Origin of the sequence: Paenibacillus sp. YIM B09110 (assembly GCF_037167145.1) — a bacterium.
In the GTDB taxonomy this organism is placed as follows: Bacteria; Bacillota; Bacilli; order Paenibacillales; family Paenibacillaceae; genus Pristimantibacillus.
Window position 1 is genome coordinate 173,668 of record NZ_JBANSP010000011.1, and the last position, 23,627, is coordinate 197,294.

General features: G+C 49.0%; 25 protein-coding genes and 1 pseudogene. 21 read left to right on the forward strand and 5 right to left on the reverse strand.

Features of this window, described 5'->3' with window-relative positions:
- Positions 1-183 precede the first annotated feature (183 nt).
- The 5 genes from V8F51_RS17900 to spo0A all read left to right on the forward strand — a co-directional run bounded on the left by V8F51_RS17900 (position 184) and on the right by spo0A (position 5,353).
- On the forward strand, positions 184-636 hold the full coding sequence (locus tag V8F51_RS17900; RefSeq protein WP_337101694.1) for a hypothetical protein: 453 nt from the start codon (positions 184-186) through the stop codon (positions 634-636).
- A gap of 23 nt (positions 637-659) precedes the next feature.
- On the forward strand, positions 660-1,112 hold the full coding sequence (gene ahrC / locus V8F51_RS17905) for a transcriptional regulator AhrC/ArgR (protein ID WP_337101695.1): 453 nt from the start codon (positions 660-662) through the stop codon (positions 1,110-1,112).
- 13 nt (positions 1,113-1,125) lie between these two features.
- Positions 1,126-2,838, forward strand: coding sequence for a DNA repair protein RecN (recN, locus tag V8F51_RS17910; protein ID WP_337101696.1), 1,713 nt, complete (start codon positions 1,126-1,128; stop codon positions 2,836-2,838).
- Between the two features lie 121 nt (positions 2,839-2,959).
- Positions 2,960-4,291: a SpoIVB peptidase gene (gene spoIVB, locus V8F51_RS17915; protein ID WP_337101776.1), complete on the forward strand. Its 1,332-nt coding sequence runs from the start codon at positions 2,960-2,962 to the stop codon at positions 4,289-4,291.
- Positions 4,292-4,540: 249 nt separating this feature from the next.
- A complete protein-coding gene (gene spo0A / locus V8F51_RS17920; RefSeq protein ID WP_337101698.1) occupies positions 4,541-5,353 on the forward strand; it encodes a sporulation transcription factor Spo0A in 813 nt (270 codons plus the stop codon).
- A gap of 308 nt (positions 5,354-5,661) precedes the next feature.
- Here the strand turns inward: spo0A and V8F51_RS17925 are convergent, their stop codons facing one another.
- Positions 5,662-5,829 carry a mechanosensitive ion channel protein MscL gene (locus V8F51_RS17925; protein ID WP_337101699.1) on the reverse strand — a complete coding sequence of 56 codons (168 nt, stop codon included), beginning with the start codon at positions 5,827-5,829 and terminating at the stop codon, positions 5,662-5,664.
- A gap of 217 nt (positions 5,830-6,046) precedes the next feature.
- Positions 6,047-6,346 (reverse strand): DUF2627 family protein, encoded by a 300-nt coding sequence (locus V8F51_RS17930; RefSeq protein WP_337101700.1) that lies wholly within the window; start codon positions 6,344-6,346, stop codon positions 6,047-6,049.
- A 217-nt stretch (positions 6,347-6,563) separates the two neighbouring features.
- Between V8F51_RS17930 and lpdA the strand changes: the two genes are divergently transcribed.
- The 5 genes from lpdA to lipB all read left to right on the forward strand — a co-directional run bounded on the left by lpdA (position 6,564) and on the right by lipB (position 12,272).
- Positions 6,564-7,991, forward strand: coding sequence for a dihydrolipoyl dehydrogenase (gene lpdA / locus V8F51_RS17935; RefSeq protein ID WP_337101701.1), 1,428 nt, complete (start codon positions 6,564-6,566; stop codon positions 7,989-7,991).
- A 124-nt stretch (positions 7,992-8,115) separates the two neighbouring features.
- Complete coding sequence (locus V8F51_RS17940; RefSeq protein WP_337101702.1) at positions 8,116-9,150, forward strand: thiamine pyrophosphate-dependent dehydrogenase E1 component subunit alpha; 1,035 nt, start codon at positions 8,116-8,118, stop codon at positions 9,148-9,150.
- Positions 9,150-10,133 (forward strand): alpha-ketoacid dehydrogenase subunit beta, encoded by a 984-nt coding sequence (locus V8F51_RS17945; RefSeq protein ID WP_337101703.1) that lies wholly within the window; start codon positions 9,150-9,152, stop codon positions 10,131-10,133. The genes V8F51_RS17940 and V8F51_RS17945 overlap by 1 nt, the downstream gene beginning before the upstream one ends.
- Before the next feature lie 33 nt (positions 10,134-10,166).
- Positions 10,167-11,525 (forward strand): dihydrolipoamide acetyltransferase family protein, encoded by a 1,359-nt coding sequence (locus tag V8F51_RS17950; protein WP_337101704.1) that lies wholly within the window; start codon positions 10,167-10,169, stop codon positions 11,523-11,525.
- Between the two features lie 18 nt (positions 11,526-11,543).
- Entirely contained in the window at positions 11,544-12,272 is a 729-nt protein-coding gene (lipB, locus tag V8F51_RS17955; protein ID WP_337101705.1) for a lipoyl(octanoyl) transferase LipB, read from the forward strand.
- Here the strand turns inward: lipB and prli42 are convergent.
- Positions 12,240-12,344: a stressosome-associated protein Prli42 gene (gene prli42 / locus V8F51_RS17960; protein ID WP_337101706.1), complete on the reverse strand. Its 105-nt coding sequence runs from the start codon at positions 12,342-12,344 to the stop codon at positions 12,240-12,242. The two genes, lipB and prli42, sit on opposite strands and share 33 nt — an antisense overlap.
- 91 nt (positions 12,345-12,435) lie before the next feature.
- On the opposite strand from prli42, the gene V8F51_RS17965 reads away from it, so the two are divergent.
- Positions 12,436-13,569, forward strand: a complete 1,134-nt coding sequence (locus V8F51_RS17965; RefSeq protein WP_337101707.1) for a M20/M25/M40 family metallo-hydrolase — start codon at positions 12,436-12,438, stop codon at positions 13,567-13,569.
- A 205-nt stretch (positions 13,570-13,774) separates the two neighbouring features.
- On the opposite strand, the pseudogene mciZ reads toward V8F51_RS17965, so the two are convergent.
- Positions 13,775-13,855, reverse strand: a pseudogene (gene mciZ, locus V8F51_RS17970) (Z-ring formation inhibitor MciZ); the annotation flags it as partial.
- 100 nt (positions 13,856-13,955) lie between these two features.
- Between mciZ and V8F51_RS17975 the strand changes: the two are divergent.
- The 3 genes from V8F51_RS17975 (at position 13,956) to fur (ending at position 15,792) form a co-directional block, all read left to right on the forward strand.
- A complete protein-coding gene (locus V8F51_RS17975; protein WP_337101709.1) occupies positions 13,956-14,519 on the forward strand; it encodes an NUDIX hydrolase in 564 nt (187 codons plus the stop codon).
- A gap of 99 nt (positions 14,520-14,618) precedes the next feature.
- Positions 14,619-15,224, forward strand: a complete 606-nt coding sequence (gene spoIIM / locus V8F51_RS17980) for a stage II sporulation protein M (protein WP_337101710.1) — start codon at positions 14,619-14,621, stop codon at positions 15,222-15,224.
- A gap of 106 nt (positions 15,225-15,330) precedes the next feature.
- Positions 15,331-15,792, forward strand: coding sequence for a ferric iron uptake transcriptional regulator (gene fur, locus V8F51_RS17985; RefSeq protein WP_337101711.1), 462 nt, complete (start codon positions 15,331-15,333; stop codon positions 15,790-15,792).
- A gap of 60 nt (positions 15,793-15,852) precedes the next feature.
- On the opposite strand, the gene V8F51_RS17990 is transcribed toward fur, so the two are convergent.
- Complete coding sequence (locus V8F51_RS17990) at positions 15,853-16,737, reverse strand: S8 family peptidase (protein WP_337101713.1); 885 nt, start codon at positions 16,735-16,737, stop codon at positions 15,853-15,855.
- Between the two features lie 552 nt (positions 16,738-17,289).
- Between V8F51_RS17990 and ald the strand changes: the two genes are divergently transcribed.
- The 7 genes from ald (at position 17,290) to V8F51_RS18025 (ending at position 23,495) form a co-directional block, all read left to right on the forward strand.
- Complete coding sequence (gene ald / locus V8F51_RS17995) at positions 17,290-18,432, forward strand: alanine dehydrogenase (RefSeq protein ID WP_337101715.1); 1,143 nt, start codon at positions 17,290-17,292, stop codon at positions 18,430-18,432.
- 75 nt (positions 18,433-18,507) lie between these two features.
- Positions 18,508-18,744, forward strand: a complete 237-nt coding sequence (locus V8F51_RS18000) for a DUF4227 family protein (protein ID WP_337101716.1) — start codon at positions 18,508-18,510, stop codon at positions 18,742-18,744.
- Positions 18,745-18,856: 112 nt separating this feature from the next.
- Entirely contained in the window at positions 18,857-19,747 is an 891-nt protein-coding gene (gene xerD / locus V8F51_RS18005) for a site-specific tyrosine recombinase XerD (RefSeq protein WP_337101717.1), read from the forward strand.
- Between the two features lie 22 nt (positions 19,748-19,769).
- On the forward strand, positions 19,770-20,945 hold the full coding sequence (deoB, locus tag V8F51_RS18010) for a phosphopentomutase (protein WP_337101718.1): 1,176 nt from the start codon (positions 19,770-19,772) through the stop codon (positions 20,943-20,945).
- Between the two features lie 73 nt (positions 20,946-21,018).
- Positions 21,019-21,843 carry a purine-nucleoside phosphorylase gene (locus V8F51_RS18015; RefSeq protein WP_337101719.1) on the forward strand — a complete coding sequence of 275 codons (825 nt, stop codon included), beginning with the start codon at positions 21,019-21,021 and terminating at the stop codon, positions 21,841-21,843.
- A gap of 149 nt (positions 21,844-21,992) precedes the next feature.
- Positions 21,993-22,139, forward strand: coding sequence for an aspartyl-phosphate phosphatase Spo0E family protein (locus V8F51_RS18020; protein ID WP_337101720.1), 147 nt, complete (start codon positions 21,993-21,995; stop codon positions 22,137-22,139).
- Between the two features lie 24 nt (positions 22,140-22,163).
- Entirely contained in the window at positions 22,164-23,495 is a 1,332-nt protein-coding gene (locus V8F51_RS18025; RefSeq protein ID WP_337101721.1) for a pyrimidine-nucleoside phosphorylase, read from the forward strand.
- Positions 23,496-23,627 lie beyond the last annotated feature (132 nt).

Sequence of the window (23,627 nt, forward strand, 5' to 3'; positions counted from 1 at the left end):
GCAGATCAGTTCTGCTGGGGCATCTTTTTTTCTTTACAATCCGATGTATGGTTTGATAAACTAAAGACACCAAACAAGCGTTCGCTTTTGTTTGAAACGTATTTAAGGCTAAGACAGGAATATGGCCCTCTTATAACGAACCATTATGTTATGGTCGGTATTTATAGCAATGGAGGGCTGCTAATGTCGCAATACGGTGATTGGTTCATCATGCTCTTAGCAGGCAGCTTGCTGCTTATCTGGTTGTTCCGAGCTTTCTATAGGTGGCTTCATGCCCCGTCAAGTGTAAGCAGACTCAAGCTCGGCAAGGGCGGGACGCTGTCTCCCAATGATGAGAATATTTTGTTGCTGGAGCGGTTCGGGTATGAGGTTGTGTCAGGCAAGCATTTGATTCCTATTGCCGTTGAATTGGACGGTCAAGAGCTCGGAAGCCGGTTATATATTGATTATGTTGCGGAAATGGACAACAAGACCTATATTGTGAAGTCGGCTCGTGAACGGATGCCGATGGATTGGACAGGCAGCGGTGTTCGTGATCGGCTGCTCGTCTATGCGCTCTTGCTGCCTCAATGCTCAGGCGTGTTGTTTGTGGACGCGAAGGAAAGAATAATACGCAAGATTCATTTTCATATTTAGCCCAGTGGGCTTCGGAGGTTTTTATGAAAGGTATTCGCCAGTTCAAGATTAAGGATCTAGTTACGAACCAAGTTATTGAGACGCAGGATGAGTTAGTTGAAGCGCTGCGCTTATCGGGGCTGCATGTTACACAAGCTACGGTTTCTCGCGATATGAAGGAGCTTATGCTTATTAAGGTGCCGGCCGGCGAAGGGAAGTATAAGTATTCGCTGCCTCAAGAGCTGCAGCGTCAGAATCCGGTTCATAAGCTTAAGCGGGCTCTGCTTGATCATTTCGTACATATTGATTTTACGGACAATCTAGTTGTTATGAAATGTCTGCCGGGTACTGCGAATGCAATCGGCGCGCTTCTCGACAACATGGAGTGGCCGGAGGTAATGGGTACAATATGCGGAGACGATACAATCTTAATTATATGTCGGACGAAGACGCAAAGCGGGGAGCTTGTTGAACAGCTTCTCGCCTTATTGAACTAAGGAGGAATCAGCCATGCTGCGCGAGTTGTCTATTCGGAATTTAGCGGTTATTGAAGAGGTACACGTTACGTTTCATCATGGATTTCATGTGTTGACGGGCGAGACTGGAGCAGGGAAATCGATTCTAATTGATGCGCTCAGTCTGGTCGTCGGCGGACGGGGCTCCGCAGACATGGTTCGATACGGCTGTGACAAGGCCGAGATGGAGGCGATGTTCGACTTGTCTTCCAGTCATCCGGTATGGCGCGTGTTAGAGAAGCAAGGTGTGAATGCTTCTTCGGAGGAGATGCTTGTCATCAGGCGCGAACTCACATCGCAAGGTAAGAGCAGCAGCAGAGTGAATGGCCAGTTAGTGACGATGACGATGCTGCGTGAGATCGGCGAGTGTCTTGTCAACATTCATGGACAGCATGAACATCAATCACTCTTAAGAACCGAACAGCATTTGGAGTGGCTTGATATGTTCGCCGGCGATCTGCTAATTGAACGTAAGCTGCAATACCGCGAGGTCTACACTCAGCTTCAACAGGCAAGACATGCATTAAAGGATATCGAGAGCTCAGCTCGGCATAATGTGCAGATGCTTGATCTTTATCGATTCCAGATCGAGGAGATCACTAACGCACAGTTGAAGATTGGCGAGGATGAGCTGTTGTCGGAGCAGCGACGTAAGCTGATGTATGCTGGCAAACGCATGGATGCGGTATCAGAAGCCTATACGCTTCTGTATGGCGGCAAGGGGCTTGATGCGGTAAGTAAGGCAGTTGCGAAGTTAATCGATATTCAAACGTATGATGCAGCCAAGCTTAGTCCGTTGCTTGAGCAATTGCAATCGGCCTTTTATCAAGCGGAGGATGCGGCATTCCAACTGAGGGATTATCGAGACGGCATTGAATCCGATCCGGATCAGCTATCACATATCGAGGACCGTTTGGATTTAATTAACGGATTGAAGCGGAAATACGGGGAGAGCATCCCTGAAATATTGTTGTATCTCGAGAAGACGACTGCCGAACGCGATAAGATCGAGAATAGAGATGAACTAATGGAGAATTTGCGCGTTCAAGAAGCGAAGCTGTATGCGCAAGCATTGGACAATGCCAAGGAGCTTTCGAAGCTGCGTGAGCATGCCTCGATGAAACTTGCAGAAGCAATCGAGACTGAGCTTAAGCAGTTGCAGATGCCGAATGCCTTATTCCGCGTGAAGATCGAGCCATGTAAGGACGAGTCGAAGGGAGAAGGCATCATTCGACTACATGCGAACGGCATGGATGAAGCCATGTTCATGCTCTCCACGAATCCGGGTGAACCGCTTAAGCCGCTTAGCAAGATCGCTTCAGGCGGAGAGATGTCTAGAATTATGCTTGCCTTAAAAACTATTTTCGCGGAGATCGATCAAGTGCCCGTGCTCATCTTTGACGAGGTGGATACAGGGGTTAGCGGCCGCGCAGCGCAAGCAATTGCCGAGAAGCTGTCTCAGCTATCGGGGAAATGCCAAGTATTCTCGATTACTCATTTGCCCCAAGTAGCATGTATGGCAGATCATCATTATGAGATCCGGAAGCAAGTGATTGGCGAACGTACGTCTACTTCAGTATCTGCGTTGCTGGAGAGAGAGCGCATAGATGAGCTTGCACGAATGCTGGGCGGAGTGGAAGTAACGGAAAAAACCAGGCATCATGCACAAGAAATGCTTGATTTGGCGCATCGTCAGAAAGGGGCGTAATGGAAGCCAATAAGGGAATGTTTTTGCGGACATAAAACAATCGGGGCAGGGTAACTTAAAGGTACGCCATTGGCGACTTACCTTTTCGTCATGCGATGGAATCACAGGGAGCGTGAAATCATTGAACTCCAATCAACGGAAGCGATGGTTTGGCCTACTTCTCGTTTTCTTCGTTTGCATGCTTGGGCTCTCTGCCCCGTTTCAGCGTTATGCCGCCGTTCCGAATGAGCTTCGGATGTTCGCAGGCCAGATGAAACGATTGCAATATGGAGTTCCGGTACATGCAGAAGTAACCGTCGACCCTCAGATGCTCCAGATTAACGGATCAACAAGCAAGTCCTTGTCAGTCAATCTTAATGAACCAATGTCGCTTCAACCGCATCAAAGCGGTCAAACGCAAGTGAAGATGAAATTATTTGGTAAAATCCCGTTCAAAACCGTAAAGGTTAATGTAGTGCCGGATTTGCGTGTCATACCTGGAGGCCAAACGATTGGCGTTAAGGTGAAATCAGCTGGAATACTTGTTGTTGGACATCATCAGGTTGAAGGCAAGGATGGAATGAAGCAATCTCCTGGCGAAGCCGCGGGACTAAGGTTAGGTGACTTGATCGTTAAGATCAATGGCGTACCGATCAATGAAGTACACAAGGTTGCCGAGCTGACAGATCGTGCAGGGACGGATAACAAGCCGCTTAACGTCGTCTATAAGCGCGGTGGACAGTTAAGCCAAACATCTTTAAATCCGGCTTATGATGCCGAGGATAAGGTGTGGCGTCTTGGCCTGTACATTCGCGACTCAGCAGCAGGTGTGGGGACGTTGACGTTCTATGCCCCTGATCAGGGGGTATATGGAGCGCTCGGGCATGTTATTACCGATATGGATACCCAAACTCCGATTGAAGTTGGCGAAGGTCAAATCCTTCAGTCGAGCGTAACATCCATTAATAAGAGTCAAAATGGCGAGCCTGGTTCGAAGCTTGCTCATTTCGTGAAGGAAGGCAAAATATTAGGCAGCATTGAGCGAAATACGCCATTTGGCATTTTCGGCAAAATGAATGAAACGCCTACCCATAGCTACAGCGAAAGATCGGTGCCTGTAGCGTTTGCCGAAGATGTCAACGAAGGCCCAGCCCAAATATTGACGGTCCTGAATGGTCAGAAGGTAGAACGCTTCAATATCGAAATTACGCACGTATCCAAGCAATCTGGCCCGGCAACCAAAGGCATGGTCATTAAGATTACGGATAAGCGGCTGCTCAATAAGACAGGCGGCATTGTGCAGGGCATGTCAGGCAGTCCGATTATTCAGAATGGTAAGCTTGTTGGAGCAGTTACACATGTATTCGTGAATGATCCTTCTTCGGGTTACGGCTGCTTTATTGAATGGATGCTGCAGGATGCGGGAGTGTTATTGCGTTCTAAGGATACTAGCTGGCTTGGAGAAGCCGCCTAATAGCAAATCAAAGGTCTGCTGTGATCAATGATGACAGCAGACCTTCTTCATTTCAAAAAATACCGATATTTGTCGAACGAATACGAAAATGCTCGACGAATGTAATAAATTATTTATTATAACGAAATAAGGATAAAAAATAAAGAAAAATAATTTTCGACAGAAGGAATTCACCTCCATATGTCGAAAACTTTAAAGCAGACAACTTGGGAAGGTAATCATGAATATCATTTAAGGGAGGACCAGACCTTGCATAAGATCGAAATATTGTTGGCAGATGACAACCGAGAATTTACTAACTTGTTATCGGAATACATATCCGAACAAAGTGATATGAGTGTGAGCGGAGTTGCTTATAACGGAGAAGAAGTGTTGAGACATCTCGAAGAAACGAGAAAGATTCCCGATGTGCTCATACTGGATATTATTATGCCGCATTTGGACGGTCTTGGCGTACTAGAGCGTTTGAAAGAAATGAACCTGTCCCCAATGCCAAAAATAATTATGCTGACGGCTTTTGGACAAGAAAACATTACTCAAAAAGCGGTTCAGCTTGGTGCTTCGTATTATATTTTGAAGCCATTCGATATGGATGTGCTTGCTAACCGTATTCGTCAGCTTGTCGGGAATCCGACGTTCACAACGAACGGCAGCTATGCAACAAGCTCATCATCGATCAAATCGAATGTAGTTCCCATTGCCAAAGGCAAAAATCTCGATGCTAATATTACGAGCATCATTCACGAGATTGGCGTTCCTGCGCACATCAAAGGATATCAATACTTGCGTGAAGCGATTACGATGGTGTATAACAACATCGAAATTCTTGGCGCAATTACGAAAACGCTGTATCCGGCAATCGCTGAGAAATTTAAGACGACGCCATCCCGCGTCGAAAGGGCAATCCGACATGCGATCGAGGTTGCATGGACACGCGGCAACATTGACAGCATCAGCCATCTGTTTGGATACACCATTAATATCAGCAAGTCGAAGCCGACGAAATCGGAGTTCATCGCGATGGTTGCGGACAAGCTGCGGATTGAGCACAAAGTATCTTAATTACAAGCAGTAGAATAGTCATTTCTAATCAAGCACAGTTTCTCTATTGGTTCTTCGCAGCCAGTAGAGAAGCAGTGTTTTTTATTTGCCGCAAAAAAAGAAGACCTATTCGAGTTAGAATTGACTTGTGCTTTCCTTGCGGAGCAGCACTCGTCAATACTTTCGTCTAGGTCTTCTTATTCGCTTCGATGAATGATGGTTTGAGTAGTTGGAAATGAGGACGAATTGAAATTGTGACTGAGGATTTTGGATGGAGCAGCGTTTGAAGTAGGAGTGAATATGCGAATTCATCATTTGACATGTTCAAATTAATAGATGACTCTGCGGTTCAAATACACATTGCTGCCGTATTTCTCAATAAGCGATGTTGACTGCGCTTGAACAAAATTATGAATGTCTTTGAGTCGCAGGTCGTGGGGCTGAATCGTTTCTTTTACTTTGCCGTCTACCGCTACATCGAATACAATTTTCATCATAAGGATCACCTCATTCGTAAGTTATGTGACCAGTATAGAACTCGACTATTATATAAAGATAAAAAAAGATGATCGAAATTGTAAGATTTGCGCCAATTCGTTAGAAGGGTGTAAACTTTTGCTGTTAATCATTCATAAATTGTCTACAAAAAAAGCAGCAGGCTGCAGGAAAGATTACTTTTCCTGCAGCCCGCTGCATCGTTCAAAGAAAACATCTTTATTTGTTAGCAGACGGCTTAGGCGGGCGTGGTCGCTTCGGTTTGAACCTTGTTGCGACATAATTCCGCTTTCGATCGCGGAAAAAGGTCCACCCGCCGATGAAGCCGACACCGATACCGAACATGACGAATCCAAGCAGGAATGAAAGCCAGTGGAAGTCAGGCGTAATGGCATCGTTGCCGAATTGGGAGAAATAATCGAATAATTCGTTTTTCATACGAAGAAATCCGAAGCAGGCCAGCAAGCCTGGTATAACGAGTAAGACAATGGCAATAATGCGGGAAATTAATAATTTCATTGCGTAGAATCTCCTTGAAGATCATAATAGACAGTTGTTACTATCATACCTTTTTCGCAAGTTGCTGTCTAATTCATAATTGGACGATGTAAAAGATTTTGAAAACAGGTACAATAGAAGTGAATGGTTTGCGTTAGATTTCACGTGAGATAGGCCGACAACGAATTTCAGGTTAGGACATGCATATATTATTTATAGGAGTAATGGAGGGAACGAAATGGCAATACAAGTGGATGTAGCGGTTTTAGGCGGTGGACCCGGAGGATATACTGCTGCGATTCGTGCCGCGCAATTAGGCAAGTCCGTGGCAATCGTTGAGATGGATAAGCTTGGAGGTACTTGTCTTCATAAAGGATGTATCCCAAGCAAGTCGCTGCTGCGCAGCGCGGAGGTATATGCGACACTTCTAGAGGCGGGGAAATACGGTGTAGACGTAACCGAAGGAGCAATAGGTCTTAACTTCAGCAACGTTCAGCTCCGCAAAGAGCAGACGGTTGAACAGCTCCACAAAGGTCTTCGAAGCCTAATGAAAAAAAATGGCATTCAGATTATTGAGGGAAAAGGCCGCGTTATCGGCCCTTCGATATTCTCGCCAAGAAGCGGATCGCTCGCTGTAGAGCTTCCTGACGGAGAGATGGAATCGGTCGTCTCTACAAATTTGATTATTGCAACTGGCTCAAGGCCGCGCACTTTGCCGGGATTAGAGCCAGACGGGGAATACATACTAACAAGCGACGAAGCACTCGTTATGGACAAGCTGCCTAAGTCGATTATTATTGTCGGCGGAGGCGTTATCGGCGTCGAATGGGCATCCATGCTGCAAGACTTCGGTGTGCAAGTAACGCTCGCGGAAGCAGGTGCGCGTCTAGTACCAGGCGAAGATGTTGATGTATCCGCAGAGTTGACAAAGATATTGCGTCGTCGCGGTGTGCGAGTGCTTACAGGCATTCAATTAAATACCGATACGTATGAACAGAAGGACGGCGAGGTTTCGATTTCAGCCGCTACTGAGGATGGCAACGTATTGTTAACAGCTGAGAAGCTGCTCTTATCGGTTGGCAGGCAGTCGAATATCGAAGGCATCGGCCTTGAGAATACGGATATTCAAACCAAAAACGGTGCAATTGCCGTGAATGCATTCGGACAAACAAGCGAGCCGCATATTTATGCAATCGGCGACGTAATCGGCGGCGTGCAGTTAGCGCATGCCGCAGCACATGAGGGGTTAATAGCGGCAGAACATATTAATGGCGGCAAACCCGAGGCGCTTGATCATCATCTCATTCCAAGATGCATCTACTCGCGTCCCGAGATCGCTTCGTACGGATTTACGGAAGATCGGGCTCGGGCGCTGGGACATGAGATCAAGACGGGCAAAATTCCGTTCCAGGCGATCGGTAAAGCACTGGTTCTAGGAGAAGCAGAAGGTTTCGTCAAGGTCATAGCCGATAATAAAACAAATGATATTCTCGGTGTTCACATGATTGGTCCACATGCGACGGATCTGATCTCCGAGGCTACGTTAGCGGGCTTACTGAACGCCTCACCTTGGGAAGTAGGACAGATGATCCACCCGCATCCGACATTAGCCGAAGCGCTTGGCGAAGCGATGTTAGCCGTTGATGGGCGGGCTATTGCTTATTAATCCAGCTTAAAGGCAGATAAGCTCATGCAATAACGGTTTTCTTTTTGACGGAAATGCGGTTATAATAAATATTATCAAGTCTTAGGACCAGGTTTTAATAGTTGGTAAAGGGAGGAATACCCTCATGACCCAATTCGCTTCTACAGGGCAAAATGCACGTCATTTGGAGTTAGGGCTCAGCAACGAGCAAGCAATTGAAATGTATTCAACAATGCTGACAGCACGCAAGTTCGATGAACGAATGCTGCTGCTTCAGCGAGCAGGAAAAATCAATTTTCACGTATCTGGTATCGGCCAAGAGGTTGCGCAAGTAGCTGCGGCTTATGCGCTGGACCGAGATAATGATTATTACTTACCTTACTATCGTGATTATGGCTTCGTTCTAGCTGTTGGCATGACGCTGAGAGAGCTGTTATTGTCGGTATTCGCAAAGGCCGAGGATCCGAACAGCGGCGGTCGGCAGATGCCGGGGCATTTCGGGTCGAAGAAGCTGCGTATTGTGACAGGTTCCAGTCCGGTTACGACTCAGGTTCCCCATGCAGTAGGCATTGCGCTCGCGGCTAAGATGAAGAAGAAACCGTTTGTCAGCTTCGTGACCTTCGGAGAGGGTTCAAGTAATCAAGGCGATTTCCATGAAGGCTGCAACTTCGCAGGTGTACATAAGCTGCCTGTCATCCTCATGTGCGAGAATAACCAATATGCGATTTCCGTACCGCTTCACAAGCAGCTTGCAGGCAAGGTTGCGGATCGTGCCATCGGTTATGGCTTCAAAGGCTTGCAGGTGGATGGCAATGACGCGCTTGAGGTGTTCCGCGTCGTGAAGGAAGCGCGTGAACGCGCTGTTACAGGTGAAGGGCCGACTCTTATAGAAGCATTAATGTATCGTCTCTCCCCGCATTCGACGTCGGATAACGATCTGGCCTATCGGACGAAGGAAGAGGTTGACATGAACCGTGCGAAAGACGGCATTCCGAAATACAAGCAATATTTGATCGATAGCGGCATTTGGTCGGAGGAGCAAGACGAGGAGCTGCAGCTTCGCATTCGCAAAGTGCTGGATGAAGCGACGGCTTACGGCGACAAAGCGCCATTCCCAACTCCTGAATCGACCTTGCTTCACGTCTATGCTGGCGATGCAGAGCAAGGAGGGACTCCATAATGGCTGTAATTGAATATATCGATGCGATCCGGCTTGCCATGAAAGAAGAAATGGAGCGCGACGATGACGTTTTCGTATTAGGCGAAGACGTTGGTCTTAAGGGCGGCGTCTTCACGACAACCAAAGGGCTTATGGAACAGTTCGGCGAGCTGCGAGCACTCGATACTCCGCTAGCCGAGTCAGCCATTGCCGGAGTTGCAATCGGTGCTGCTATGTATGGCATGAAGCCGATTGCCGAGATGCAATACTCGGACTTCATGTTCCCTGCTACCAACCAAATCATAAGCGAAGCGGCCAAAATCCGTTATCGTTCTAATAACGACTGGAGCTGTCCGCTCGTGATACGCGCTCCGATCGGCGGAGGTATCTTCGGCGGATTATATCATTCACAATGTCCGGAATCGGTATTTTTCGGAACGCCGGGACTTAAGATTGTAGCGCCATACCGAGCTTATGATGCGAAGGGCTTACTGAAAGCTGCTGTTCGCGACCCGGATCCGGTTCTGTTCTTCGAGCATAAGAAGTGCTATAAACTTGTCACTGGTGAAGTGCCTGACACCGATTATATTGTACCAATCGGGAAAGCTAACGTATTACGCGAGGGCGATGATATTACGGTTATTTCCTACAGCATGCCGCTTCACTTCATTGAGCAGGCAGCAGCCGAACTTGCTGACGAAGGCATTAGCACTCATATACTTGATCTGCGAACGATCCAACCGCTTGATAAGGAAGCGGTGCTGGAGGCGGTTCGCAAGACCGGCAAGGTGCTGATTGTACATGAGGACAACAAAACAGGCGGTGTTGGCGCAGAAGTGTCGGCTATCATTGCGGAAGAGCTGCTCTTCGAGCTAGATGCGCCGATCATGCGTCTATGCGGACCGGATGTGCCGGCTATGCCGATCAATCCGCCGGGTGAGAAGTTCTTCATGCTTAATAAAGATAAAGTGAAAGAAGCTATGCGTAACTTGGCGTTGTATTAATTGCATGGCACGCATGTGCTTGTCAGTTAGGGGATGAGAAGATTGAAAACGATGATCGAAGTCGTCGTTCCGCAGCTTGCGGAATCACTCGTATCGGCCACAATCGACAAATGGTTGAAGCAGCCTGGTGATTGGGTAGATGTTTATGAGCCGATCTGCGAGATTTTGACGGATAAAGTGAACGCCGAGCTGCCTTCCACAGTATCAGGCACGCTTATGAAAATATTAGTTGGGAACGGAGAGACCGTTCCTGTCGGTACGCCGATCGCGCTAATGGAGGTTGAAGGCGAAGCTGGAGATGCGGACGCTTCAGCTTCTAGCGGAGCATCGTCGAACGCTGCGGCAACCGCTAATGGCAGCGCTGCGTTGTCAGTGACGTCTGGAGCGTCTATTGCTGATGCTGACGCTCCGATGAGAGGCAGATTCTCTCCTGCTGTGCAGCAGTTGGCTGCCGAGCACAACATTCGATTGTCTGATGTGCCGGGCACTGGTCTAGGCGGAAGAATTACACGCAAGGACGTGCTTGCCTTCGTCGCGTCTGGTGCTGCAGGCAAAGCAGGCGGGGGAGGGCACGCGACTCCGGTCTCTTCCGCAAGCATGGATCCGAAAGCTCAGGTTCGGTCGTCAGGTATTCATTTGTCCGAATCGCCAAGATTGCCGAAGATTGAGGTTGAGGGCTCGAATTCGCCAAGTCGCGGCGAAACCTTCATAGACGTCACGCCGATTCGCAGTACGATCGCACGTAATATGCGCCAAAGCGTAAGTGAAATTCCACATGCATGGACAATGATCGAGGTAGATGTTACCAATCTCGTGCTGCTCCGCAACAAGCTGAAGGATGAGTTCATGAAGCGCGAAGGCGTGAACCTGACTTATCTTGCCTTCCTGCTTAAAGCGGTCGTGAATGCGATCAAGGACTTCCCGATCATGAACTCCGTTTGGGCTGTGGACAAAATCATCGTGAAGCGCGATATTAACATCTCGCTTGCTGTCGGCACGGAAGATTCGGTTATGACGCCTGTCATTAAGAATGCCGATCACAAAAATGTCGCAGGACTTGCGAAGGAGATCGAAGAGCTCGCCCGCAAAACACGCGAAGGGAAGCTAACGCTTTCTGATATGCAGGCTGGAACGTTCACGGTCAACAACACAGGTTCATTCGGATCCATATTGTCATATCCGATTATTAACTATCCGCAGGCTGCTATTCTAACGTTCGAATCGATCGTGAAGCGCCCTGTCGTTATTAATGACATGATTGCCGTACGTTCCATGGCTAACTTGTGCTTGTCGCTTGATCATCGGATCTTGGATGGCGTTATTTGCGGACGTTTCCTGCAACGGGTAAAAGACAATCTCGAAAGCTTCACATTAGATAGCAAATTGTATTAGGAAAAGGGGAATACCAACATGGCTGCTGCGGACAATGAAGAACGCTCAGAAAGGTTGGAAGCCCAATATATACCTATGCTGGACTACGCGGAAGCGTGGGAGCTTCAGAAAGCATACGTCAAACAAATCGACCGGGAGGAGCGTCCAGAGACGCTGCTCCTTCTTCAGCATCCACCGACCTATACGATCGGATCGGACCGCAATCCTGAGCACTTGCTTCTGAATGAATCAGAGCTTAAGGAACGCGGTATTTCCTTATACGAGATCGACCGCGGCGGAGATATTACCTACCATGGTCCAGGACAGCTCGTTGGCTATCCACTTCTTTATCTCGATGCGGTAGGGCTGGATCTGCATGCGTATTTGCGTAGCTTGGAGCAGGCGATAATCGATTGGCTTTGCGTGTACGGTATAGAAGCGGGCAGAAAACCGGAATATACAGGAGTATGGGTTGGCGACGAGAAGATCGCCGCCATCGGAGTGAAGTTCAACAAAGCGCGCAATCGCCGCGGGTTCGTAACGAGTCACGGCTTTGCGCTTAATATCAAGGAAGGCATTGCGTTCGAAGGCTTCAACGGCATCGTCCCATGCGGCATTGGTGAGTACGGCGTCACATCGTTTAATGATCTGACCGGACGCGACCTGTCGGTGGAGGGAGCAGCTGCAGAGTTGCTGCCATTCTTCGCAAAGCAATTCAAGTTCGACGTGCCGGAATTAGTAAAGCAAAGAGCCGAGTCCGGCGACTAACGTCGATAAAAGCATGGCGGATACAAGAATTATGGCGACGATACGAATGACTTTACGGTTGCCCATGCGCATGCAGCCCCTTTCTAGAATAATAGGTTTGAAATTGCGTATTGCCTGTCTCTATCTCTATTGTATACGAATTTGATGAATGGAGGAAACGTAAATGATTGCAAAAGATCGATTAGTGAATGAATTTATGGAGCTGGTGCAGATCGATAGCGAAACGAAGCACGAGCAGGAGATAAGCAAAGTGTTAAAGCATAAGTTTACCTCACTTGGCTTGTCCGTTGATGAAGACGACGCTGCTGCGAAGACTGGCCATGGTGCTAACAATCTGTTTGCCAAGCTTGCCGCAACGGATGGGTTAACGGAAATTGCGCCTATATTTTTCACATGTCATATGGATACGGTAACGCCTGGCAACGGCATTAAGCCTCAATTGGACGAAGATGGCTATATCCGCAGTGACGGGACTACGATACTCGGAAGCGATGACAAAGCGGGAATTGCGGCGTTATTCGAAGCCATACGCGTGTTGCAGGAGCAGTCGATTCCCCATGGTCCGATCCAATTCGTTATTACGGTCGGGGAAGAATCAGGTCTTCTTGGCGCACGCGCGCTTGATGCATCGAAGCTTATCGCGAAATACGGTTACGCGCTTGATTCGAATGGAAAGGTTGGCGATATTGCCGTAGCTGCTCCTACGCAAGCGAAGGTAAGCATTAAGATGTACGGTAAATCGGCCCATGCCGGCGTTAATCCCGAAGACGGCATTAGCGCGATTCAAGTTGCAGCCAAAGCAATTGCTAGAATGCCGCTTGGTCGTATTGATAACGAAACGACGGCGAATATCGGCAGGTTCGAAGGCGGAGGCGCAACGAATATTGTCTGCGACTATGTGAAGATTGATGCCGAGGCGAGAAGCATCGTACAGCATAAGCTGGATGCGCAGATCGAAGCGATGCGCAAGGCAGTGGAAAGCGCCGCAACTGAGTACGGCGCACGAGGCGAGCTTGTAAGTGAGATTATCTACCCCGCTTATCAATACGATGATGAGGATCCTGTCGTTCAGCTTGCAAAGCAAGCGATTGTCGCAATCGGCGGCACGCCTCGCACTTTCCACTCTGGCGGCGGCAGCGACGCGAACATTTTCAATGGACTAGGTGTTCCGACTGTCAACCTTGCTGTGGGCTACGAGCATATTCATACGACGAAGGAACAAATTAAAGCGGATGATCTTGTCAAAGTTACCAAGCTGGTCGTCGAAATAATGAAACAAGCTGCCGTTAGCAGATAATCCATACGATAAAGTAGCCCTCCTGTAGGATGTCAGCTTAAGCAGCTGTTACCGCAGGAGGGCTTATTGTTTTATTTAGCAAATGTACTGGCAGAAGCAACTATTGATCTGATACTGCATGCAGATCGGTAGGATGGCGACGCTTGGCGGTTCCTCCTGTGAGGTCGGACAACAGCTTGTAATTGGCACCCGATCCCGCAGCAGCACTAAGCTTGCGCAGCTGGTGACGAATTTCCCAAGCCTTGCCGACCAATCGAAGCTGATTCGAAGCGACATATTGTTTCATGGATATCGCACCTCTCGTAATTTGATATAATGATAGGTATGCGACAGATGGACAACCTATGCCATCTAGTGAATAAACCTTAGAAGGAGCTGCTGTTCATATGGATAAGAAGCAATCAAGCGAGCTTTGGCGCGAGGAGACAATTAGTACGGAATCCATTTTCCAAGGGAAAATGATTTCGCTGCAAGTGGATACGGTAGCATTGCCTGAGGGACGAACAGCGACAAGAGAAATTGTGAAGCATCCAGGTGCTGCCGCTGTTATGGCGTTGCTGGACGGTAAGCTGCTTGTCGTAGATCAGTTCAGAAAACCGCTTGAAAAATTTCAAATCGAAATTCCTGCAGGCAAGCTGGATCCGGGAGAAGATCCATTGACGGCGGCAGCGAGAGAGCTGGAGGAGGAAACAGGGTATAGAGCGAAGGAGCTGAAGCTGCTGAGTGCCTTCTATACATCTCCAGGCTTTGCGGATGAGAAGTTGTATATATACTTCGCTGAACAGGTGGAGGAAGGCGTTCAAAGCCCGGATGAGGATGAGGATTTGAATGTCGAGGCCATCACGATGGAGCAAGCTGATGCCTACATAGCCGAGGGACGCATTAGCGATGCCAAAACGATACTTGCCGTATACGCATGGAAGCTATATCAATTAACTGGACGCATCTAGAGCTCGTCATACCATTGGAAGATCACTCATAAACTAAAATTGGACACGCTTTTCTACTTAATGAGCGGTATAGATTGAGTTTGGTGGTGAATGTAACCGATGGTGAAGAACAATTTGTCGCTGTATGTGTTCGTGGCGGTACTGTTTGTTGTAGGGGCTATATTCGGGGCGCTTATGGTTAATGCGTTGACATTCGAGCAACAGCAGGATTTGGCTCAAGATGTAGATCAATACGTGAGATTGATGGGAGCAGGAATCGGTGTCGACGAAACGGATTCATTCTGGGAGAGGTTCGTTTTCCATGGCAAATGGATGCTGCTGCTCTGGCTGCTTGGCATAACCGTTGTCGGGATACCTGGTGTGCTTGCCCTGAATTTCTTGAAGGGTGCGCTAGTCGGCTTCTCGATTGGCACGCTTATTAACCAGTATGCTTGGAAAGGGGTTTGGTTCTCACTCGTATCGATTGCGCCGCAAAATATTATTGCGATACCGGCAATGATCGTTACAAGCGTCGCCGCTCTGACGTTCTCCATTTATGTGGTGAAAAACAGGCTGCTCCAGCAAAAAGGGACGCTGGCTCCTGAACTTGCCGGCTTCACTTCTACAACGCTGCTTATGGTCATCGTCTTAGCTGGAGCGTCGCTTTTCGAAGCTTACGTTTCACCAACAATTATCGGATGGGCTTCTCCTTTGCTAACGTCTTAAGCTGCCAGCATACGACAGCAAAATGTTTGACTTTATTGCATGTTAGCCCCTATAATGAAAGGAAAGTTTCCTGATATAGGCGCAGACATGTGGTAGGGGGGAAATCATGGAAGCCCGGATTGAGAAAATCAAACAACAGTTGCAGTCCCAGGGCTACAAATTAACCCCGCAACGGGAAGCAACCGTCCGCGTATTGCTTGAGAATGAAGATGATCATTTAAGCGCGGAAGATGTGTTTATGCTCGTAAAGGATAAAGCACCGGAAATCGGATTAGCAACCGTTTATCGGACGCTCGAGCTTCTAAGTGAGATGCATGTCGTCGAGAAGTTGAACTTTGGCGACGGCGTTGCTAGATACGATCTTCGGACCGACAGCAGCAAGCATCATCACCATCACCTCATTTGTGTGCAGTGCGGATCAATGGACGAAATTAAAGAAGACTGGCTTTTGCCTCTCGAAGAGAAGCTGGAAGCGGAATACGGATTTTTTGTCATTGATCATCGTCTTGACTTTCAAGGCGTGTGCCACCGCTGCAAAGCAAAAAACGACAACCCAATTCAATCATAAACGGCTTGGCTGCCCAGCATAACTGGACGGCAAAGCCGTTTTGGCATTTCTATGGGGCCGCTATCTTTTCTTTATAACGTTGACGGAAGAAATGATATCGAAGATCTGATCCAATTGCATTAATCCAGAGCCTTGGGCAAGGACGCTGTAATTATCCAGTTTGATCGCTTTCCTGCGCAGCCCGGCAGATACGGCTGCCGGACTTAGAGAAGTTCTGCGGCTAAGCAATAAGGCAGCGCCTCCCGCGACATGGGGGGAAGACATGCTTGTGCCCGACAACTTCTTGTAGGAGTTGCCCGGCCATGTCGACAATATTTGTTGTCCCGGTGCAGTAATGGCAATGCCTGGACCTCTGCTGCTGAAGTTTGCAATCTGATTAGCTTTCGTTGAAGCGGCAACCGCGATTACTTCTTCATATGAAGCAGGTTCATCAATTTGTTTGCTTGATTCTCCCGAATTTCCCGCAGAAGCTACGATTACGATGCCTTGCCTCACTGCTCTTCGAACTGCGTCATGCAGAACGCCGCTGCTCTCCGAACCCGTAATACCGAGACTCATGTTAATCACATTCATTTGCCTGCTGATACACCAATCAATTCCCTCGACAATGTCCGAGACGTATCCTTCTCCGTTTGCGTCCAGCGCTTTGACCGCATATAATTCAACCTCCGGAGCAACGCCAATGATATTGTCATTAGTCCCTAACGCGGCTATAATGCCAGCTACATGGGTCCCGTGACCATTATCGTCACTATACGAGCCGCCGTTAATCGTATTAACCCCGCCGGCAATCCGGAGATCCGGATGATTCGCAATGCCGGTATCAATGACAGCGACCTTCATCGGACTGCCTTTTGAGGTAACCCATGCTTGAGGCGCTTTTACGCGACTTATGTTCCAAGTTATTAAGGAAGCTTTTGCCGTCGGCTTTGATGTAGGCATCATTAATGGGAGCGAACGCTTGAAAGATCGGGACTTGTTTGGATTGGACGGAGTTTTGTGTGGAACTTTGAAAGGCGCCTTGTAAGGAACAGCGGCATGTATTTTGATTTTTAGATCCTTCTCGGCTTTCCTAACTTCCGGATGGCTGGATATAGCAGACGGCGAAGCTCCTTTCAGAGCATGGAAACCAATCAGTAAGCTTCTTGATACCGCCTTAAATGGAGTAATGCCGCTCTCTTTCATCATTTTCAGGCAGCGATTATATGATTTTCTTGACCGCAAAGTAATGATTTGTCGCGCCGTTCGTTTCGAAGGCTTGATGGCGGCACAGCGTCGGATCATGGATTCCAGCTTTGGCAATGAAATTGAGCCTCCCTAGTCAGCATTAAGCTAGTTCAGTGTATGGGAAATGAGCCGTTTACGTATGGGTGACTGTCGATAGGACACATATTTTTAGGCTTTGCTGGAAAACGTATCGCGTATGGACGATCAAGTTGGCTTGTTCGTTCATACATCATAATAAGAGCGTTTTAGATGGTCTCGGGAGGGATAATCATGTTAATCGGCGTGCCGAAGGAGATTAAGCAGAGTGAATATCGGGTTGCGCTGACGCCGGCTGGCGTTACTATGTTGAAGGCGGCTGGCCACGAGGTGCTGATTGAAGAAGGTGCAGGCAGCGGCAGCGGATTCGAGGATAGCGACTATATGCGGGAGGGGGCGAATATAGTCTCTACCGCTGCGGAGGTTTGGGGTAAAGCAGATATGATTATGAAGGTAAAGGAGCCGCTTGCAGAGGAGTTCGGATATTTCCGAGAGGGGCTGCTCTTATTTACTTATTTGCATTTGGCCGCTGCGGCGGACTTGACTAAAGCGCTGGTCGAACGCGGCGTAACGGCAATAGCCTATGAGACGATTCAGCTTCCAAACGGCAGTCTGCCGCTTCTAACACCGATGAGTGAGGTTGCGGGTCGTATGTCCGTGCAGGTAGGAGCGCAGTTTCTAGAAGCGTTCAATGGCGGACGCGGCGTGCTTCTTGGGGGCGTTCCTGGCGTGCCGCCTGCGGAGGTCGTTATTATCGGAGGCGGAATCGTGGGCACGAATGCTGCGAAGATTGCGCTGGGGATGGGAGCGAATGTCGTTATATTGGAGAAGAGCGCAGATCGCATGCGTTACTTGGACGATGTGTTCGGCGGTCGGCTCCGAACATTGATGTCAAGCCCCCTTAATATCGCGGAAGCAGTCAGCCATGCCGATCTGCTTATCGGCGCTGTTCTTATTCCCGGGGCAAGAGCTCCGCAATTAGTAACGGATCAGATGGTCCAAATGATGCGGAAAGGCTCAGTCATCGTCGATGTAGCCGTTGATCAGGGCGGATCGATTGAGACCGTCGATCGTCCGACAACGCATAAAGATCCGATCTATATGAAACATGGCGTCGTTCATTATGCAGTTGCGAATATACCGGGAGCCGTGCCGCGCACATCGACCTTCGCGCTGACGAACGCCACGATCTCGTATGCGCTTGATTTGGCTAACAACGGTTTGGATGCAGTTCGCCGAAGTGTACCGCTCCAGAAGGGTGTTAACACGCATGCGGGCAATGTAACGTATGAGCCGGTTGCGGCTGCGACAGGATTGCCTTATACCGCACTGGACAAATGGCTGAACAGCGTTGCCTATGAAAACCTGGAGCCGTAAACGAATATTCGCATCAGCCTCCTCATAAGGTGTAGCGAGCGGACAACCGTGAAGCACGTGAAGCGGAGGCTGATGATGATGGTTTTATCGATAAGGAAGTGGGCAAGCAAGCTGTTCTTCATTGTCGTTTTTACTGCGGCATTATTAGTAGTTACGGGAGGGTATCGATTTTTGGTCGATGCGATATCTCCCGTTCATCCCTATCGAGAACCGAAGGGAGAGGCGCTGAAGGTATTATTGACAGATCCGGAGTCGCCCGAGGGCGGTCATTTGGCGGACAGATTACGTTGGTTTTATTGGTATGGCGAGTAGGGCGAACCGTGCAAGGCATTGTGCACGCTGCACAGAAATAGAACGGAAGCAGGATTTGCCGTTGCGAATGTGGAATATTTGTAGGTGAGAAGCAGCATGGAAAGGAATTAGAATGAGGGCTTATCTGAACAAGTACTTGGAGCACCTGGAAGTCGAACGTAGATTGTCTGCCAATACTCTCTCGTCCTATGAGAGAGATTTGCTTGCGTTCGCCGCTTATGCTGAGGAACAGGGTATTGACGAGCCGTCCCAGCTGCAGAGGCATCACTTTGCACGTTATATGCTCCATCTTAAGGAGCAGGGAAGGAAGGCGGCGACGATTACGAGACATATCGTTTCGTTGAAAGCTTTTTTTCATTATTTGAACAAGGAAGGCGTCATTATTCATAATCCTTCTATCTATCTGGAAGCGCCAAAGCAAGAGAAGAAGGCTCCGAAATTGTTGTCCGAATCGATGACTGCCGTGTTGCTCGATTCGCCTCAGCCGGATAAGCCAGCCGGGAAGCGGGACAAAGCGATGCTGGAACTTCTTTATGCGACAGGCATTCGCGTTTCTGAGCTCGTTGCGCTTGATGTCGAGCATTTACATATGCAGCTTTCAGCCGCTCGCTGTATAGATGCTGGCGGGAAGGAACGTATTGTCCCTTTTGGGCGCATAGCTGCAGAAGCGTTGATCGCTTATTTGGAGAACGGCAGGAAGCCGCTTTTGAGAAATAACGAGAATGAGTCTGCCTTATTTCTGAACCATTTGGGCACAAGAATGACGAGGCAGGGATTCTGGAAGACGATCAAGAAATATGCGAAGGAAGCGGGCATATCAGATGACATTACGCCTCATACGCTTCGCCATTCCGTCGCTGCGCATCTGCTCGAGCATGGCGCGGACGTGCGTTCCGTGCAAGAGCTGCTGGGTCATGCCGATCTGGCGACAACGCTTAAATATGTGAAGCAGCCAACAACGCGGATCAAGGACGTCTATAAGAGCGCACATCCAAGAGCGTAGACTACATAGGAGGATAACATCGATGAGATTTGATCGTATTGCAGTAATAGTATTAGATAGCGTAGGGATCGGCGAGCTCCCGGATGCGCCAAGCTTCGGAGATTCCGGCGCACATACCCTTGGGCATATCGTGGAGCAATCGCCGGAATTACAATTGCCGAATATGCGCAGATGGGGCCTTGATCGAATCGCGCCAATCGGTGCATGGTCGGAGTCGAAAGAATCGCCTGCTGCTTATTACGGCAAGATGGCGGAAGTATCCGTTGGCAAAGATACGATGACAGGTCATTGGGAATTAATGGGGCTTAAAATCGAAGTGCCGTTTCAGACGTTTCCCGAGGGGTTCCCGCCAGAGCTGATCGATAGCTTCGAGCAGCGCACCGGCCGCAAGGTTATCGGCAACAAGCCGGCAAGCGGCACTGAAATATTGGACGAGCTGGGCGAGGAACAGATGAGAAGCGGCGCTTGGATCGTCTACACCTCTGCGGACAGCGTTTTCCAAATTGCGGCGCATGAAGAAATCATTCCGCTGGAGGAGCTGTACCGCGCATGCGAGATCGCCAGAGAGCTGACGATGGACGAGCGACATACCGTAGGCCGAGTGATCGCGAGGCCGTACATCGGGAAGCCGGGAGCGTTCACGCGCACGCCGAACAGGCATGACTATGCGGTCAAGCCGCCGCAAGCGACGGTATTGGACACGCTTAAGGCTGGCGGTTACGACACGATTGCAATCGGCAAAATCAACGATATTTTCGACGGGGAAGGCATTACGGCCACGTCGCCAACGAAGAGCAATGCGGACGGCATTGCGAAGACGATTGATCAGCTTGGCAATTCGTTCAAAGGCTTGTTATTCACGAATTTGGTTGATTTCGATTCGTTATACGGACACCGCCGTGATCCGATTGGTTATGGGAAGGCGCTTGAGGAATTCGATCTTGCCGTTCCTGAGCTCGAAAAGCAGCTAGGAGAGCGAGATTTACTAATTGTAACTGCTGATCATGGCAATGATCCGGTTCATGCGGGAACCGATCACACGCGCGAATATGTACCGATTATGCTTTATAGTCCGTCATTCACTAAGACGGCAAGGTTGGAGACGAGAACAACCTTCTCCGATCTTGGCGCGACGATCGCCGATAATTTCGGTGTTGAAGCACCGCTTAACGGTAAGAGTTTCTTGCATTTGCTGTAAAGAAAACAAGTGGCTATTTATATCTATACGAAACAAAAGCATATATAAACCAATAGAATGGGGAGAACAGACGATGAACGCATTGACGTCGGCGCATATTAAAGAAGCAGCGGAATTTATTGAAAGCAGAACGACACTTAAGCCGGAAATCGGTCTTATCATGGGATCAGGATTAGGTGTTCTTGGCGATCATTTGGAAAACCCGGTGACGATTGATTATCACGATATTCCCCATTTTCCGATCTCGACGGTTGAAGGGCATGCAGGAGAGTTGTTAATTGGAGCGCTATCCGGCAGAACCGTTCTCCTTATGCGCGGCCGCTTCCATATGTATGAGGGTTACGGTCCGGAGTTAACGGCATTCCCGGTTCGTGTCATGAAGGCGCTTGGTGTCAAATCATTGCTCGTAACGAATGCTGCCGGCGGCGTGAATCTGGCTTACGATCCAGGCAATCTCATGCTCATCTCCGATCATATTAACTTAACGGGCAAAAACCCGCTTATCGGTCCAAATGACAATGAGCTTGGCGTTCGTTTTCCGGATATGTCAGAAGCGTATAGCAAACGACTGCGCGCAATCGCAAGAGAAATTGCGGCAGAGCAAGGGATGACGCTGCGTGAAGGCGTATATGCCGGCTTGCTTGGTCCGACGTATGAAACGCCTGCCGAAATTCGTATGCTGCGAATCATTGGTGCAGATGCTGTCGGAATGTCGACAGTCGCGGAGGTTATTGCAGCCCGCCATTCAGGCATCGAAACAGTCGGTATTTCATGTATCAGTAACATGGCTGCAGGAATATTGGACCAGCCGCTGTCACACGAGGAAGTTATGGAAACGACGGAACGTGTGAAGAACCAGTTTTTAGGACTTGTAACAGCGCTTATCGAGAAAATGTAATAAATGTGAAATAAAAATGTAACACAACTGTCACATTTACATCGACTTAATATGACAGTGTTCGCTCGCTTAATCGTCGTATAATGTCCATGAACATTGAATGATGGAGTGAGAACGAGATGGATAAGAATAGGCAATTACTCTTACAAATGGAGCAATTGCGGAGCAAAATGGTGGAAACTGCGCTATTAAGGCAATCCTTCCTGCACCGTGAAGTCATAACGCTCAGTGAGCGGTTGGACGAAATAATAATTCGCGTGCAGAGGGAGCAAGCCGCGCTTTCGAGAGCGAATTAATGCGCAGAGAATGAGGAGGCAATTATGCGCGCAGTAGATATTATCCATAAGAAGCGGGACGGCGGAGAGCTTACCGCTTCTGAACTAACTTATTTGATTGACGGCTATTGCCGAGGGGATGTTCCAGATTATCAGATGTCCGCTTGGGCGATGGCTGTTTTCTTTAGAGGAATGACGCCTCGTGAGACGGCTTCGCTTACGCTCGCGATGGCGAATTCGGGCGATCAGGTTGATCTCGGCCCCATTAGCGGCGTGAAGGTTGACAAGCATAGTACAGGAGGCGTTGGCGATAAGACGACCTTAATTATTGCGCCGCTTGTCGCTTCAGTCGGCATTCCGGTCGCCAAGATGTCCGGCAAAGGTCTTGGGCATACTGGCGGCACGATTGATAAGCTGGAGTCAATCGAGGGTTTCCGAACAGAGCTGTCGCGCGAGAGGTTCATGACACAAGTGAACGATATCGGACTGTCGGTCATTGGGCAGAGCGGCAACTTGGCTCCTGCCGATAAGAAGCTGTATGCGCTCAGAGACGTAACAGGCACTGTCGAATCCATTCCGCTCATTGCCAGCTCGGTTATGAGCAAGAAGATTGCAGCGGGCGCTGATGCGATCGTACTTGATGTGAAGACAGGCAGCGGGGCATTCATGAAGACGCTGGAGCACTCGGAGCAGCTTGCGCAAGCGATGGTGGAGATTGGGACGGAGGTTGGCCGTCATACGGCTGCTATTATAAGCGATATGGACCAGCCTCTCGGATATGCGATCGGCAATGCGCTAGAAGTTGCTGAGTCGATCGAGACGTTGAAAGGCCGCGGTCCTACCGACTTGACTGAACTATGCCTGACATTAGGCGCTCATATGGTCGTTCTTGGCGGGAAAGCAGGCGATGTGGAATCGGCTAAGGAGATGCTTCGCGCCCAGCTGTATAATGGAGCTGCGTTAGCGAAGTTTAAGCAGTTCGTAGCTGCACAGGGCGGGGACGAAAGCATAGCAGACGATCTCTCGCGCCTGCCAAGCGCCCCTTATAGTGTCGAAGTCAAAGCCGGAGCTGCCGGTTATATCAGCGCGATTGAAGCCGAACAGCTGGGTCTGGCGGCAATGCTGCTAGGCGCTGGCAGAGCGACGAAGGAAGCGGAGATCGATTACGCGGTTGGATTGACGCTTCGACTGAAGGTCGGCGACCCTGTGCAAGCTGGAGACACGCTTGCGGTCCTGCATGTTCGCGAGAATAATGATGCTGTGAACGAAGTTGCGGCTAGAGTCCGGGATGCATATTCGATTACGGATAAGCTGCCTGAAGAACGCAAGTTATTGTTATCGGTCGTAACGTCTACAGGAGTCGAACGTTATGCATAATTAAACAATTAAGCGGAGCTGTATCAGAAGGTCGAGAAGACTTTCAGGTGCAGCTCTATTTTTTATGAGCAAACGGCGCAACGATTGGAATAATTTACAAAGATTCAGTCAACAATGTAGAGGAAAATATAG